This is a genomic window from Actinoplanes sp. URMC 104 (genome assembly GCF_051386375.1).
GTDB lineage: Bacteria > Actinomycetota > Actinomycetes > Mycobacteriales > Micromonosporaceae > Actinoplanes.
In genome coordinates this window covers 106,473-121,583 of the sequence record NZ_JBPQTO010000011.1, presented here as the reverse complement: position 1 = coordinate 121,583, position 15,111 = coordinate 106,473, and the positions used below count along the sequence as shown (strand labels likewise).

Genomic DNA, 15,111 nt, shown 5'->3' with positions numbered 1-15,111 from the left:
ACAGCCCGGAGCCCGAAAGGAGAACCATCCGTGACAACCGTCAGCGCCGCGGCACCCGCGGCCACCGCGGCCGAGCTGCTCGCCGGCTACCGCCCCGGCAGCTGCACCCTGTTCGCCTCGCCGAGCGGCACCCTGCTCGCCGAGGGAACGTACTTCGCGGTGCCGCCGTCCGGGCGCCGCGACGGCCTCGCCGACCTGTCCCGGCGCGTCGACGCGGTGCTGGGCGTCGCCGAGGCGGCCGGCCACGAGGTCCGTACGGTCGTCGGGGCCGTCCCCTTCGCCCCGGGCGCCCCCGAGCACCTCGTCGTGCCGATGCGGCTGCGGCGCGGCGGCGCCCCGGTCGCCACGCCGGTCGAGCCGGCCGTGTTCCGCGCCGGCCGGGTGCGGCCGGTGCCCGGGCCCGGGCAGTACGCCGCCGCGGTCGCCGAGGCGGTCCGGCGGATCGACGCGGGCCGCTGCACCAAGGTGGTCCTCGCCCGGTCGCTGCGGGTCGACGCGCCCGGCTTCGACCCCGCGCCGGTGGTGCGCGCGCTCGCCGGGCGCGAGCCGGGGGCGTACACCTTCGGCGTCGACCTCGGCGGCGGGCGGACGCTGTTCGGCGCCAGCCCGGAGCTGCTGGTCGCCCGGCGCAGCGGCCGGATCACGGCGCACCCGCTCGCGGGCTCGGCGGCGCGCGGCCGCACCCCGGCGGAGGACGCGCGCCGGGCGGCCACGCTGATGCGCAGCGAGAAGGACCGGCACGAGCACGCCGTGGTCGTGGACGCGGTCGCGAGCGCGCTGCGGCCGTACTGCCGGGACCTGGTCGTGCCGCCCACGCCTGCGCTGGTCGCCACCGCCTCGATGTGGCACCTCGGCACGATGATCTCCGGCGCCGTCGCGGACCCCGCGGTGTCGGCGCTGACGCTGGCGACCGCGCTGCACCCGACCCCCGCGGTCTGCGGCACGCCGACCGCGGCCGCCCGGCAGGTGATCGCCGAGCTGGAGCCGTTCGACCGCGGGTTCTACACCGGCGCGGTCGGCTGGATGGACGCCTCCGGCGACGGCGAATGGGCGGTCACCATCCGCTGCGCCACCTCCGACGAGGACGGCCTGGCGCTGTTCGCCGGGGCCGGGGTGGTCGCCGGGTCCGATCCGCGGGCCGAGCTGGCCGAGACCACGGCGAAGCTTGCGACGATGCTCTCCGCGCTCGGACTGGAGCTCGGCGATGAGTGCTGACGGCTGGCCCGAGGAGTTCGCGGCGCGCTACCGCGAGCGCGGCTACTGGACCGGGCAGACCTTCGACGACCTGCTCTCCTGCGCCGCCGAGCGGCACGGCGACCGCGTCGCCGTGGTCGACGGCGGCCGCCGGCTCGGCTACCGGCAGCTGCGCGACCGGGCGCTGCGCCTGGCCGCCGGCCTCCACGGGCTCGGCGTGCGCCGCGGCGACCGGGTGGTCGTCCAGCTGCCCAACGTCGCCGAGTACTTCGAGGTGGTCTTCGCGCTGTTCCGGCTCGGCGCGCTGCCGGTCTTCGCGCTGCCCGCGCACCGGGCCGCGGAGATCGGCTACTTCTGCTCCCACACCGGGGCCGCCGCCTACGTCACCACCGGCGTGCACGAGGGCTTCGACCACCGCACGCTCGCCGCGGTCGCCGGGGACGCCCGCGTCGTCGTCGCCGGCGACCCGGGGGAGCACATCGCCCTGGCGGAGCTGGACGGCGACCCGGCCGCTCTGCCTGCCGGGCCGGGCCCGGGCGACGTGGCCTTCCTGCAGCTCTCCGGCGGCAGCACGGGGCTGCCCAAGCTGATCCCGCGCACCCACGACGACTACCTCTACAGCGTCCGGGCCAGCGCGGACATCTGCGATCTGACATCCGCCAGCGTCTACCTGGCCGTGCTGCCGGTGGCGCACAACTTCACGATGAGCTCGCCCGGCGTGCTCGGCGTCCTGCACGCCGGCGGCCGCGTCGTGCTGGCGCCGCGCCCCGACCCGGCGACCGTGCTGCCGCTGATCGCGGCCGAGCGGGTCACCGTCACCGCGGTCGTGCCGCCGCTCGCCCAGCTCTGGATCGACGCCGTGGCCGCCGCGGACCGGCGGCCCGACCTGTCGAGCCTGCGGGTGCTGCAGGTGGGCGGCGCCAAGCTCGCGAGCGCGGTCGCCGAGCGGGTCGGGCCCGTGCTCGGCTGCCGGCTGCAGCAGGTCTTCGGGATGGCGGAGGGGCTGGTCAACTACACCCGCCTCGACGACCCCGACGAGGTCGTGCTGCACACCCAGGGGCGGCCCATCTCGCCCGACGACGAGATCCGCGTGGTCGACGACCGGGACCGGCCGGTGCCGCCCGGCGAGGTCGGCCACCTGCTCACCCGGGGCCCGTACACCATCCGGGGCTACTGGAACGCGGCCGCGCACAACCGGGAGGCGTTCACCCCGGACGGCTTCTACCGCACCGGCGACCTCGTGCGGGTGCGCCCCGACGGCTACCTCGTGGTCGAGGGCCGCGCCAAGGACCAGATCAACCGCGGCGGCGAGAAGATCGCGGCCGAGGAGGTCGAGAACCACCTGCTCACCCATCCGGGCGTGCACGACGTCGCGGTCGTGGCCGTGCCCGACCCCTACCTCGGCGAGCGGACCTGCGCCTTCGTCGTGCCCCGGCCGCACGCCGAGCCGCTCACGCTGCCGGGGCTGCGCGGCTACCTGCGCGGGCGCGGCCTCGCCGCGTACAAGATCCCGGACCGGCTCCGGCTCGTGGACGCGTTCCCCGTCACCGGCGTCGGCAAGATCAGCCGGCGCGAGCTGCGCGCCGCCCTGCGCGCCACCCGGAGAGGCTGACCCGTGGCGCTGCCCCGCATCACCCCCTACCCGGTGCCGACCGGGTACGGCCTCAGCCGGGCCCGCGTCGGCTGGCGCCCCGACCCCGGCCGCGCCGTGCTGCTCGTGCACGACATGCAGAACTACTTCCTGGCGCCGTTCGGCACCGCCGACAACGCGCTGCTCGCCCGGGTCGTCGACAACATCGCGACGCTGCGCAAGCACGCCGCCGAGCTCGGCATCCCGGTCGTGTTCTCGGCCCAGCCCGGCGGCCAGAGCCGCGCCGAACGCGGCCTGCTGCAGGACTTCTGGGGCGACGGGCCGCCCGCCGACGAGCACGCGCTCGCGATCGCCGACGCGCTCACGCCCGGCCCCGGCGACGTACGGATCACCAAGCGCCGCTACAGCGCGTTCGCCGGCACCGCGCTGGCCGCCCTGCTGGGCGAGCGCGACCAGCTGATCGTCACCGGGGTGTACGCGCACATCGGGGTGCTCGCCACCGCGCTGGACGCGTTCATGCGCGACCTGCAGCCGTTCGTCGTCGCCGACGCCGTCGCCGACTTCAGCCCGGCGCACCACCGCGACGCGCTGCGGCACGTCACCGACCGCTGCGGCGTCGTCGCCACCACCGCCGAGCTCACCGACCTCCTGTGAAAGGCACACCCATGGTTTCTCCGGAACAGCCGGTGTACGACCTCGTCGGCATCGGCTTCGGGCCGTCCAACCTGGCCCTCGCGATCGCCGTGGAGGAGCACAACGCCGCCGGCGGGCGCCCGATCGAGGCGCTGTTCCTCGAGAAGCAGGACGGGTTCGGCTGGCACCGCGGCATGCTGTTCGACGACGCCACCATGCAGGTGTCGTTTCTCAAGGACCTGGTCACGATGCGCAACCCGGCCAGCGACTACAGCTTCGTGTCCTATCTGCACGCGCACGGCCGGCTCGCCGACTTCATCAACTACAAGTCGATGTATCCGCTGCGGGTCGAGTTCCACGACTACCTCAGCTGGGCCGCCGGCCGGGTCCGCGACCGGGTGCGCTACGGCCAGGCGGTCACCGACGTCGTGCCGGTCGCCGACGACACCGGCGAGTGCCACGCGGTCGACGTGCACACCGCCACGGCCACCTTCCGCGCCCGTAACGTCGTCGTGGCGGTCGGCCTCGAGTCGTCGCTGCCGCCCGGGGTCACCCCCGGCCCGCGGGTCTGGCACAACCTCGACCTGCTGCACCGGGTGGCCCGCTTCGACGTGCCCGAGCCGCAGCGGTTCCTGGTGGTCGGCGCCGGGCAGAGCGCCGCCGAGTCGGTCGCCTACCTGCACGAGCGCTTCCCGGGCGCCGAGGTGCACTCGGTGTTCCACCGCTACGGCTACAGCCCCGCCGACGACAGCAACTTCGCCAACCGCATCTTCGACCCCGAGGCCGTCGACCTGTACTTCGACGCGCCCGCCGACGTGAAGCGGATGCTGTTCGACTACCACCGCAACACCAACTACTCGGTGGTCGACGGCGACCTCATCGACGACCTCTACAAGCGGGCGTACCGCGAGAAGGTGCTCGGCCGGCCGCGCCTGCACATGCGCAACGCCTCCCGCGTCGCCGAGCTGCTGCCCGGTGACCACGGCGTCACCGCCGTCGTCGAGCACCTGCCGACCGGCGACCGTACGTCCCTGGACGCCGACGCCATCGTGTACGCCACCGGCTACCGCCCGGTCGACGCCACCCGCCTGCTCGGCGCCGCGGGCGCCCGCTGCCATCGCGACGCCGAGAACCTGCTGCGCGTGCACCGCGACTACCGCCTGGTCACCGACCCCGGGCTGCACGCCGGGCTGTACCTGCAGGGCGGCACCGAGCACGCGCACGGGATAACGTCCACGCTGCTCTCCGCGGGGGCCGTCCGGGCGGGCGAGATCGTCGCCTCCCTCAGCGCGCGGTTGCGGGACCGACCCGCGGCGCCCGCGCCCGCATCCCGGAGCCTGGCGATGATCGCCGGACCGCTGCGGGAGGCCGCGATCGTCACAGCGAGGCCGTGAGCCCACCGTCGATGAGGACGTCGGCGCCCGCGATGTTGCCGGCCCGGCCGCTCGCCAGCAGCAGCACCAGGTCGGCGACCTCCTCGGGCCGGGTGAACCGGCCGGTCGCCGTGCCGGCCACGGCGGCCTCGGCCACGTCCCCCGGCGCGCGGCCGGCGGCCTCGCCGAGAACGTCCGCAACGCCGCCGGCGCCCAGCCAGAGGTCGGTCCCGACCGGGCCGGGGCTGATCGTGTTGACCCGTACGCCCCGGGGACCGACCTGTTTGGACAGCGCCTTGCCGAAGTTGACCAGGGCCGCCTTGGCGGCGCCGTAGTCGATGACGAGCGGATCGGGCAGCGACGCGTTGACCGATCCGACGGTGACGATCGTGCCGCCCCGATCCAGCAGGTGCGGCAGCGCGGCGCGGGTGGTGCGGACGGCGGACAGGAAGTTGATCGTCAGCGACTCCAGCCACTGCTCGTCGGTGACCGACAGGAACCCGCCGGTGCGCGGGTGCACCCCGCCGACGTTGTTGACGAGCAGGTCCAGCCGCCCGCCGAGCAGCTCCGTGCCCGCCGCCACCAGGCGGGCCGGGCCGTCCGGGGTGCTCAGATCCGCTGTGACCGGGTGGACCCGGCCGCCTTCGGCGAGAGCGGCCAGCTCCGGGGAGACGCTGCGCGACCCGGCGACGACCCGGACGCCCTCGGCGGCGAGCGCCCGCACGATCGCCAGCCCGATGCCGCGGCCGGCGCCGGTCACCAGGGCGGCCCGGCCGGTCAGGCGAAGATCCATCGCGGGCTCACAGGTTCTGCTCCTTCAGCCAGGTGAGGCAGGTCTCGGCGACCTCGCGCCAGCCGGAGTCGATGGTCAACGAGTGCGCCCTGTCCGGGAACTCCACGAAGTCGGTCACCGCCTGCGAGTGGCGGTACTGCTTGAGCGTCGCCCGGACCACCGTCTCGGGCACGGTGTGGTCCCGGCCGCCCGCGATCAGCAGCAGCGGGCCGCGCGACGCGTTGCCGGTGGCGACCTTCGCCGGCGAGTGCGGGTTGAAGGTGGCGGACGCCGCCTCGAACAGCGGCTTGCCGGGCGCCGGGATCGACCACCGGTCGTACAGCTCCCGCGACTCCCGCTCGGTGACGGCGTTGCCGAAGGCGTAGCGGAACTGCTCCGGGGTGAGCGACACGGCCCGGTGGCGGTTCGCCGGGTTGCTCAGCACCGCCGAACCGGACCGCAGCGCCGACAGCGGGACCGGCAGCACCCCCTTGATCTGGGCGGCGTCGACGGCCACGGCGGCGGCGCCGAGGTCCAGGCCGAGCAGCTTCTGCGCGATCATCCCGCCGAACGAGTGCCCGATGAGGATCGGACGCTCGGGAAGGTCCTCGATGATCGCCGCGTAGTGGGCGACCACGTCGTCGATGCCGTGGCCGGCGAGCGCGTCCGGGTTCGCCCGGGTCTGCTCGACGGTGGGGGCGTCGCCGGGCCAGCCGGGCGCGACCGGCCGGTAGCCGCGCTCGCGGAACAGCTCGACCCAGGGCTGCCACGACGACGCGTGCAGCCACAGGCCGTGGATGAGAACTACGGGAACACTCATGGCGGGGACGGTAGAGATCACTTGTGACCATCGACTGACCACGGGGCCTTGCCGTGGCGGGCCGGGGTTCCTAGCGTCGTTGCGTGGACCCGACGACCGACGCCCTGCTGCCCGGGCCGAAGATCTACTTCTCCCTGTTCGGCGGTGTCCGCGCCTGGCGCACACAGCAGCCGCTGCAGGTCGGGCCGCCGCAACGGCAGGCGCTGCTCGCGCTGCTGCTCGCCGCGGACGGGCGGGTGGCGGGCGTCGACCATCTGATCGACACGATCTGGGGCGAGCGGCCCAGCGCGAGCGCGACGAACCTGCTGCACCGGCACGTCGGCAAGCTGCGGCGGACCTTCGAGCCCGAGCTGCCCGCCCGCGCGACCGGCCGGTGGCTGCTGCGCTCCGGCAACGGATACCGGCTGCTCGTCGACGCCATCTCGTGCGATCTGCGCCGCTTCCGGCTGCTCAACCGGGAGGCGGAGGCACCCGGCACCGCGCCGGAGACGGAGACCGACCTGCGCACCCAGGCGCTGGCGCTGGCCGCCGGGCCACCGGGCGCGGGCCTGCCGTTCCCGCTCACCCAGGCGCCGCCGTTCGCGGTGATCGAGCGCGAGCTGCTGGACACCGCGCGGGCCGCGGCCGCCGCGGCACTGTCCTGCGGCCGGGGCGGCCGGATCGTGCCGCACCTGATCGCCCTGGCGGCGCGGCATCCGCTCGACGAGCCGCTGCACGCCGCGCTGATCGACTGCCTGGCCGCGGGCGGCCAGCGGGCGGAGGCCCTCGACGTGTACGCCGGCATCCGGCGGCGGCTCGACGAGGAGCTCGGCGTCGAACCCGGGCCGGAGCTCGCGGACGCCCGCCGGCGCGTGCTCGCCCGGCCCGAGCCGCAGCCCCGGCGGACGTCCGCGCGTGCCCGGCGCGCCGCGCCGACGCAGCTGCCGCCCGCCCCCGGAACGATCGCCGGCCGGGACCGGGAGCTCACCGCGGCCGACGCCACGCTGACCCGCGCGCCCACCGCCGGCCATCGGATCTGCGCGGTCACGGGCCTGCCCGGCATCGGGAAGACGCACTTCGCCCTGCACTGGGCGCACCGCGTCGCCGGTCACTTCCCGGACGGGCAGCTCTACGTCGACCTCGGCGGCGCCGACGGCACCGGCGCCGCCCCGCACGACGTGCTGCGCGGCTTCCTGCGCGCGCTCGGCGCCCCGGCGGCCGCGGACACCAGCGCGCCGGCCCTGGCGGCGGCGTTCCATCAGGCCGTCCGTGGCCGGCGTCTGCTTTTCGTGCTGGACGACGCCCGCGGCAGCCGGCAGGTCCGCGCGCTGCTCCCGGGCGACCCCGGCTGTCTGGTGATCGCGACCAGCCGGTTCTGCCTGACGGGCCTGATCGCGCACGAGGGCGCCCAGCCGGTTCCGCTCGAGGCGCCCCCGGCCGGTTGAGCAGCCGGCCGCCCGGCGGCTCAGATCCGGAAGCGGCATGCCGATAGGACGATCGTGCCGGAACAGCTCTCCATCCTGGGCAACCTGGTCATCATGGCCGCGTACGCCGCGATCATGGTGGCCATCCTGGTGCCGGTGGCGCGGGCGAGGCAGCTGGGGAGCAACAAGCTCGCGGTCGCCACGTCGATGATCTTCTTCAGCTGCTCGGTGGGGCACGGCCTGCACGCGTTCATGGCGATCCGCGGCGCCGGCGACGGCGGGCACGGGCAGCTCGGGCCGGGCTGGGAGTGGCCCTCGGCGGCGTGGGACGTCCTCACAGCGCTCATCGGGGTCTACTACTGGACGCTGCGCCGCAGCTACAAGGTGCTGCTCACCGAGGGCTCGGTGTTCAGCTCGCCGGGGGAGCAGAGCCGCCTGGCCGACGCCGACGCGCGCGAGCTGGCGGCGCTCAACGCGGCGGAGAAGCACCGGGCGACGCTCGCCGCGGTCGTCGAGCACACCGACGACGCGATCATCGGCGTGAACCTGGACGGCCGCGTGACGGCGTGGAACCGGGGCGCCGAGCGGCTGTTCGGCTACAACGCGGGCGCGGCCATCGGGCAGCCCATGTCGCTGTTCTCGGGCGACGCCGGCGCCGCGGCCGACCAGATGGCGATGGTGGCCCGCATCCGGCACGGCGAGCGCCACATCCACTACGAGACGCGCCGCGTGCACCGCAACGGCACGCCGCTCGAGCTGTCCATCAACATGGCGCCGATCCGCGACGCGAACGGCGTGGTCACCGGCGTGTCGATCACCGCCCGGGAGATCAGCGAGCTCAAGGTGGCGGCCGACCGCCGCCGCGCCGACGAGGAACGCGCCCGGCAGGCCCAGCGGATGGAGAGCCTCGGCAAGCTCGCCGGCGGGCTCGCGCACGACTTCAACAACATCCTCGGCATCATCGTGAACTACACCGAATTCGCCCTTGAGGAGATCGACGACCCGGCCGTACGGGAGGACCTGCAGCACGTGCGCTCGGCGGCCGACCGGGCCATGGCGATCACCCGCCAGCTGCTCACGTTCACCCGCGGCGCCGGCGCCGAGCCGCGCGACGTCGACCTCAACGCCGCCCTCGAGCAGGCGAGGACCGCGCTCGCGGCCACCGTCGGGGAGTCCGTCTCGATCGTCGCCCGCCCGTCCGCCACCCCGCTCACCGTGCGCGCCGACCCGCGCCAGCTGGAGCAGGTGCTGCTGCAGCTGGGCACGAACGCCCGCGACGCGATGCCCGGCGGCGGCACGCTGGTGCTCGAGGCCGGCCTCGCCGAGGTGACCGCCGACGGGCCCGGCGCGCGCACCGGGCTGGCCCCCGGCCCGTACGCCCGCCTGCTCGTCAGCGACACCGGCGAGGGGATGACCCCCGAGGTCGCCGAGCGGGTGTTCGAGCCGTTCTTCACCACCAAGCCGGGCAAGGGCGCCGGCATGGGCCTGGCCGCCGCGTACGGCATGGTCACCGAGTCCGGCGGCTCGATCGGCGTCTACTCGGAGCCCGGCGTGGGCAGCACCTTCCGCATCTATCTGCCGCTGGCCGGCGCGGACGTGCCGGATCCCGGGCTGCGCCCCGCCCCGCCGCAGGGCGACGGCCGCACGATCCTGGTCGTCGAGAACGAGCCCGCCCTCATGCGCGCCACCATCCGCATCCTCACCGTCGCCGGCTATCACGTGATCGGCGCCTCCACCGGCCCCGAGGCGCTGGTCGTGCTCGGCGAGCACGACCTCGACGGCTTGGTCACCGACGTGGTCATGCCCGACATGAGCGGCCCGCGGCTGGCCGAGCTGCTGCGCGAGCGGCACCCGGACCTGCCCGTGGTCTACATGTCCGGCTACAGCAGCGGCATGCTCGACGCCACCGGGCTGCTGGACCGCGACGCCCGGTTCGTCGAGAAGCCGTTCACCGCCCCCGCACTCCTGCACGAGGTCCACGACGCGCTGTCCGGCCGCGCCCGCACCGCGGTCTGAGCCGGACGGCGGCCGCGGGCGGTACGGTGCGGGCATGGCGGACATCGGGATCGTGGGCGCCGGCATCGTCGGGCTGGCGATCGCCCGCGAGCTGACCCGGCGGCGGCCCGGCGACCGGGTCGTGGTGCTCGAGAAGGAGGACCGGGTCGGCGCGCACCAGACGGGCCACAACTCCGGGGTCGTGCACGCGGGCATCTACTATCCGCCGGGCAGCATCAAGGCGCGGCTGTGCACGCGCGGCCGGGCGATGCTGCGCGAGTACTGCGCGGCGCGCGGGATCCCGTACGAGGCCTGCGGGAAGGTCGTCGTCGCGGTCACGCCCGAGGACGTGCCGAGGCTCGACGCGCTGGCGGTGCGGGCCGAGGCCAACGCCGTGCCGGGGCTGCGCCGGGTGGGGCCGCAGGAGCTGCGGGCGATCGAGCCGTACGCGACCGGGCTCGCGGCGCTGCACTCGCCGGAGACCGCGATCACGTCGTTCCCGGCGGTCGCGCGGGCCTTCGCCGACGACGTCACGGCGGCGGGCGGCGAGGTGCGGCTGGGCTTCCCGGTCACCGGCATCGCCGCGGGCCGCCGGCTGCGCGTCCGCGGCCCCCGGGACACGGTCGAGGTGGACCGGCTGGTCATCTGCGCGGGCCTGCGCAGCGACCTGGTGGCCGCGCTGGCGGGCGACACCGCGTCTCCGCGGATCGTGCCGTTCCGCGGGGAGTACATGCGGGTGCGGCCGGCGAAGGCGCACCTCGTCCGCGGAATGATCTATCCCGTTCCGGATCCGCGCTACCCGTTCCTCGGCGTGCACTTCACGCGGCGGGTCGACGGCACGCTCGAGGTCGGACCGAACGCCGTGCTGGCGACCGCGCGCGAGGGCTACCGCGCCACCGACGTGTCGCTGCGCGAGCTGGGCGGCATCGCGGGCTGGCCCGGCACGTGGCGGATGGCCGCGAGGCACTGGCGCACCGGGCTGCGCGAGCTGCACGGGTCGGTGTCCACCACGGCCTACATGCGGGCGGCGCAGCGTTACGTGCCCGCCATCGGCGCCCGGGACGTCGAGCGGGCCGGATCCGGCGTCCGGGCGCAGGCCCTCGACCGCGACGGCAGCCTCGTCGACGACTTCCGCATCCACCGCCTCGGCGCGGTCACGGCCGTGCGCAACGCGCCCTCCCCGGCGGCGACCTCCAGCATGGCGATCGCCGAGCACGTCGCGGACGCCCTACTCGGAGCCGCGTAGCCAGACGCGCAGCGGGCCCAGCGTGCGGAAACCGGCCGCCGACGCGTGCGCGAGGTCGTCGCCGCGCTCGTAGCCGACGATCGGCAGCCCGCCCGCGGCGGCGACCGCGGCCGCCCACACCGCCGGCAGGTCCCCGGGGTCGGCCGCGAAGACGTTCGACAGCCCGGCCACCGTCCCGGTGCGGTTGAGGGCGAAGCCGCCGCCCGCGACCGCCATGAGACAGACCGACGGGTCGTCAAGCAGCGCGGGCCGGAAGATGTCGTGCTCGTCGCCCCACGCGGCCCGCCACCGCCGCAGCTGCGCGGCCGTGGTGACCCGCTCCGCCTCCGGCCCCTCGGCGGGCGCGGCCGGCCGATGGATCCACTGGGCGTCGAACAGCGACGTGAAGCCGTACGGGAAGAGGTCGAGCGCCGCGAAGCTGTCCTTGACGGAATACCCCGCCGCAACGGCAGCGGGCAGCACGTCGGCCGCGGTGGCGCCCGGCGTCAGCGTGATCGCCTCGGGATAGAACGGCGGCGTCGGGCCCGCGCCGCGCCACGCGCGCGGGCCGAAGGTGAACCCGATGCCGTGGGCGCGGCACACCGCCGCGCACCAGTCGGCGTTGTTGCGCACGGCCGCGCGCACGTCCATATCTCTCCACTGTGGTCGAAACCCTGGCCTCGGAGCGCCGGGTGTACTTCAATGGGGTACCGGACTTGAGGGGTCGCCGATGACCGAATCGTACGGGTGGGTTCCGGAGGGCGTCGACATCACGGTGCCCGACGCGGCGCGCGTCTACGACTACGCGCTCGGCGGGGTGCACAACTTCGCCGTCGACCGCGAGTTCTGGCACCGCGCCGAGAAGATGTTCCCCGACGCGGGGCTGGTCGCCCGCGCCAACCGGGCCTTCCTCGGCCGGGCGGTGCGCTGGCTGGCCGGCCGGGGCGTTTGCCAGTTCCTCGACATCGGCTCGGGCATCCCCACGCTGGGCAACGTGCACGAGGTGGCGCAGGACGCCGACCCCGCCGCCCGGGTCATGTACGTCGACATCGACCCGATCGCCGTGCAGCAGAGCCGCAGCCTGCTCGCCGGGAACCCGTACGCCCGGGTCGTCGAGGGCGACCTGCGCAAACCCGACGGCATCCTGTACCACCCCGAGGTGCTGGATCTGTTCGACTTCTCCGAGCCGGTCGCCGTGCTCACCGTCGCGGTGCTGCACTTCGTGCCCGACGAGGCCGACCCCGCGGGCCTGCTGCGCCGCCTCGGCGAGCCGCTGGTCTCCGGCAGCTACCTGGTCGTCTCGCACGCCGGGCTCGCCGAGACCCCCGAGGGCCGCGAGGCGCAGGAGCGGGCGCGCAAGCTGTACGAGCGGACGCCCACCCCGGTCGTGATCCGCAGCCGCGAGCAGGTCGCCGCGCTGATCCCGGACGCCTTCGAGCTGGTCGAGCCGGGCATCACCGGCGCGTCCGACTGGCACGCCGACCCCGACGAGGCCGACGATCCGCCGCAGCCCACCGCGCTGGTGGCCGTCGCGCGGAAACGGGACGCCGGCGCATGACCCCGGACGACCCTCTCGGCGCGCTCGCGGGCGACTGGCTGCGCAAGGTGGCGGCCGCGGGTTTCGTTCCGGGCGTACGGGCCCGGGCCCGCGCGGCGCTGCACGACCTGCTCGAGGAGTTCGTCGCCGCGGTGCGCGCCGAGCCGTTCGACCCCGCGCCCGGCGCGCGGATCGGGGCCGAGCTGGTCGACCTGCGCATGTCCGCGCCCCCGGTGATCGGCACGACCGTCCACCTGCTCGCCGGCCGGCTGCCCGCGCTGATCGGCCCCGACGAGGACACCCGTACGCGGGTCCTGGCCCTCCTCGACCGGCTGGTGACCGGGTTCGTGGCCGCCCAGCGCGACGCCGCGGTGCGCGCCGCCGAGGAGCTGAACCGCTCCGAGAAGATCCACTGGCGGGCCGTGCAGGTCGACCTGCAACGGCAGCTGCAGCAGGCGCTGCTGCACCACCCCGGCACCGGCCTGCCCAACGAGCAGCACCTGCGCAAGACCCTCGCCGAGCCGGGCACCCGCGGCCGGCTCGGCCTGGTGCTGCTGCGCCTCGACCGCTACGACGAGCTCACCGACACCCTCGGGCACGACCGCGGCGTCCGGCTGCTCGCCGCGATCGCCCGCCGGCTGCGGCCGCTGGGCGCGCTCGCCCACGTCGCCGAGGACCAGTTCGCCGTGCTGGTCACCGGCACCACCGGCCCCGACGACGTGCTCAAGGTCGCCGACTCCGCGCTGCGCCTGCTCGCCGCGCCGTTCCCGATCGACGGCCACGCCCTGCACGTGACCGCCCGCGCCGGCCTGGTCGAACGCCCCGCCGCCGCCGACCCGGACAGCTGGCTGCACGACGCCCGGCTCGCGCTGCGCTGGGCCACCCACGGCCCCGCCCTGTACGACCCCGGCCGCGCCGACCGGGAACGCCGCCGGCACCTGCTCGCCGCCGACATGCCCGCCGCCCTGGACCGCGGCGAGTTCACGCTGCACTACCAGCCGCTCGTCCGGCTCGCCGACCGCACGGTCATCGGCGTCGAGGCCCTGGCCCGCTGGCCCGCCGCCGCGCTCGGCCCGCAGCAGTTCATCCGGCTCGCCGAGCGCACCGGCCTGATCCACCCGCTGGGCCGCCACCTGCTCACCCAGGCCTGCCGCCAGGGCGCCGCCTGGCGCCGCGCCGGCCGCGACCTGCTGATCAGCGTCAACCTGTCACCCGTCCAGCTCGCCGACCCCGGCCTGGTGCCCGCCGTGGCCGACACCCTGCACCGCACCGGCCTGCCCGCCGCCCGCCTGCAGCTCGAGATCACCGAGACCGGCGAGGCTCTGCAGTCCCGCGCCGTGCTGGCCGAGCTGGGCGCCCTGGGCGTCCGCCTGGCCCTCGACGACTTCGGCACCGGCTATTCCAGCCTCGCCGTGCTCACCGGCCTGCCCTTCACCGAGGCCAAGCTGGCCGCCGAGTTCCTCACCGTCCCCGGCGACGTGCTGCGCCACATCATCGACGCGTGCCATGCGCTGGGCATGACCGTGACCGCCGAGGGCATCGAGACGGCCGCCCAGGAGCGGCTGCTGCGGGACCTCGGGTGCGACCACGGGCAGGGCTTCTATTTGGGGCGCCCGGCGCCCGCCTCCTAACGGGGCCAGCTGCTGGCGGCTGCAGTTGCGCGGCAGACCGGGTCCGCTTGCCTGCCGCTCGTCGCTCGTGCGATCCGGCGCGCCGTGCCTTGTTCGCCTGCTCTGTCGTTGCGTCCGGAGTGCCCCTCGGCTCGGGCTCGGCCGCTACGTCGCGGCGGCCCGCCACCCGCGGTCGACAGGCCCGGGTTCGCCCGGTCGGCCCAGGCTCGCTCGGTCGCGCTCGGGTTCGCTCGGTCGGCCCAGGCTCGCTCGGTCGCGCTCGGGTTCGCTCGGTCGGCCCAGGCTCGCTCGGTCGCGCTCGGGTTCGCTCGGTCGCGCTCGCATTCGTTCGGCCGGCCGAGGGTCGCTCGGTTGGCTCGGGTTTGTTCGGTGGGCCCAGGGTCGCTCGGTCGGCTCGGGTTCGCTCGGCGGGCCCAGGTCGCTCGGTCGGCTCCGGTTCACTCGGTCGATCCGGGTTCGGTCGGTCGATGTCGGCTTGTCCCAACGAACAGAGCTCACCCAACACTTCCCGCTCCGGGTCGACCCGCCCAGCACGGCGAGCAGCCCATCCTCGGGGAGTGGACAGCGCGCCCGGCGTGATCAGCTGGAGCTCAAGGATGGGCCGCTTCGACGTCAAGCCGCCAAACTCCCTGGAAGGGAGGCGCTGCGGGCCGGGAACGGCCGCTTAGCGAGGCTACGCGAGCGGAAGTGCGGTTCTTGAGGAGCGGCGGGCGGCGCGGGGTAGTGGTGCGGCTCGCAAGAGCGCGGCGGGCGGCGCGGGGCAGTGGTCGGCTCGCAAGAGCGCGGCGGGCGGCGCGGGGCAGTGGTCGGCTCCCAATGGCGCGGCGGGCCGGGGCAGAGGTGGGCCTCCCCAAGGCACGGCGCGGCAAAGGTGCAGCTCCAAGCGACGGGACGCGGGGCAGAGGTGCAGCTCCAAGCGACAGGCGACGCGGGGCAG

12 protein-coding genes are annotated in these 15,111 nt (G+C 75.2%); 9 read left to right on the top strand and 3 right to left on the bottom strand.

Going from position 1 to position 15,111, the window contains the following annotated elements; translation table 11 throughout:
- Positions 1-30 precede the first annotated feature (30 nt).
- From ACSNN8_RS26395 to ACSNN8_RS26380, 4 genes are read left to right on the top strand one after another with little or no spacing between them, the layout of a single operon-like run.
- On the top strand, positions 31-1,215 hold the full coding sequence (locus tag ACSNN8_RS26395; RefSeq protein ID WP_436652251.1) for an isochorismate synthase: 1,185 nt from the start codon (positions 31-33) through the stop codon (positions 1,213-1,215).
- The gene (locus ACSNN8_RS26390) at positions 1,205-2,806 is read left to right on the top strand and encodes a (2,3-dihydroxybenzoyl)adenylate synthase (protein ID WP_436652250.1); all 1,602 of its coding nucleotides are present in this window, start codon (positions 1,205-1,207) and stop codon (positions 2,804-2,806) included. Before ACSNN8_RS26395 ends, ACSNN8_RS26390 begins: the two co-directional genes overlap by 11 nt.
- Before the next feature lie 3 nt (positions 2,807-2,809).
- On the top strand, positions 2,810-3,439 hold the full coding sequence (locus ACSNN8_RS26385) for an isochorismatase family protein (RefSeq protein WP_436652249.1): 630 nt from the start codon (positions 2,810-2,812) through the stop codon (positions 3,437-3,439).
- An 11-nt stretch (positions 3,440-3,450) separates the two neighbouring features.
- Positions 3,451-4,812, top strand: a complete 1,362-nt coding sequence (locus tag ACSNN8_RS26380) for a lysine N(6)-hydroxylase/L-ornithine N(5)-oxygenase family protein (RefSeq protein ID WP_436652248.1) — start codon at positions 3,451-3,453, stop codon at positions 4,810-4,812.
- On the opposite strand, the gene ACSNN8_RS26375 is transcribed toward ACSNN8_RS26380, so the two are convergent.
- Together ACSNN8_RS26375 and ACSNN8_RS26370 are read right to left on the bottom strand one after the other, a co-directional pair.
- Complete coding sequence (locus ACSNN8_RS26375) at positions 4,796-5,584, bottom strand: SDR family NAD(P)-dependent oxidoreductase (protein WP_436652247.1); 789 nt, start codon at positions 5,582-5,584, stop codon at positions 4,796-4,798. The genes ACSNN8_RS26380 and ACSNN8_RS26375 overlap by 17 nt on opposite strands.
- Before the next feature lie 7 nt (positions 5,585-5,591).
- On the bottom strand, positions 5,592-6,383 hold the full coding sequence (locus ACSNN8_RS26370) for an alpha/beta hydrolase (protein ID WP_436652246.1): 792 nt from the start codon (positions 6,381-6,383) through the stop codon (positions 5,592-5,594).
- An 83-nt stretch (positions 6,384-6,466) separates the two neighbouring features.
- On the opposite strand from ACSNN8_RS26370, the gene ACSNN8_RS26365 reads away from it, so the two are divergent.
- Genes ACSNN8_RS26365 through lhgO form a run of 3 tightly spaced genes read left to right on the top strand, consistent with a single transcriptional unit; the run spans position 6,467 to position 11,027 of the window.
- Positions 6,467-7,807 (top strand): BTAD domain-containing putative transcriptional regulator, encoded by a 1,341-nt coding sequence (locus ACSNN8_RS26365; RefSeq protein WP_436652245.1) that lies wholly within the window; start codon positions 6,467-6,469, stop codon positions 7,805-7,807.
- Between the two features lie 54 nt (positions 7,808-7,861).
- Positions 7,862-9,802 (top strand): hybrid sensor histidine kinase/response regulator, encoded by a 1,941-nt coding sequence (locus tag ACSNN8_RS26360; protein WP_436652244.1) that lies wholly within the window; start codon positions 7,862-7,864, stop codon positions 9,800-9,802.
- Between the two features lie 34 nt (positions 9,803-9,836).
- Complete coding sequence (gene lhgO / locus ACSNN8_RS26355) at positions 9,837-11,027, top strand: L-2-hydroxyglutarate oxidase (RefSeq protein WP_436652243.1); 1,191 nt, start codon at positions 9,837-9,839, stop codon at positions 11,025-11,027.
- On the opposite strand, the gene ACSNN8_RS26350 is transcribed toward lhgO, so the two are convergent.
- A complete protein-coding gene (locus ACSNN8_RS26350) occupies positions 11,010-11,657 on the bottom strand; it encodes a hypothetical protein (protein WP_436652242.1) in 648 nt (215 codons plus the stop codon). The genes lhgO and ACSNN8_RS26350 overlap by 18 nt on opposite strands.
- Positions 11,658-11,736: 79 nt before the next feature.
- On the opposite strand from ACSNN8_RS26350, the gene ACSNN8_RS26345 reads away from it, so the two are divergent.
- Together ACSNN8_RS26345 and ACSNN8_RS26340 are read left to right on the top strand one after the other, a co-directional pair.
- On the top strand, positions 11,737-12,564 hold the full coding sequence (locus ACSNN8_RS26345; protein WP_436652241.1) for an SAM-dependent methyltransferase: 828 nt from the start codon (positions 11,737-11,739) through the stop codon (positions 12,562-12,564).
- Entirely contained in the window at positions 12,561-14,174 is a 1,614-nt protein-coding gene (locus ACSNN8_RS26340; protein WP_436652240.1) for a putative bifunctional diguanylate cyclase/phosphodiesterase, read from the top strand. Before ACSNN8_RS26345 ends, ACSNN8_RS26340 begins: the two co-directional genes overlap by 4 nt.
- Positions 14,175-15,111: the final 937 nt, after the last annotated feature.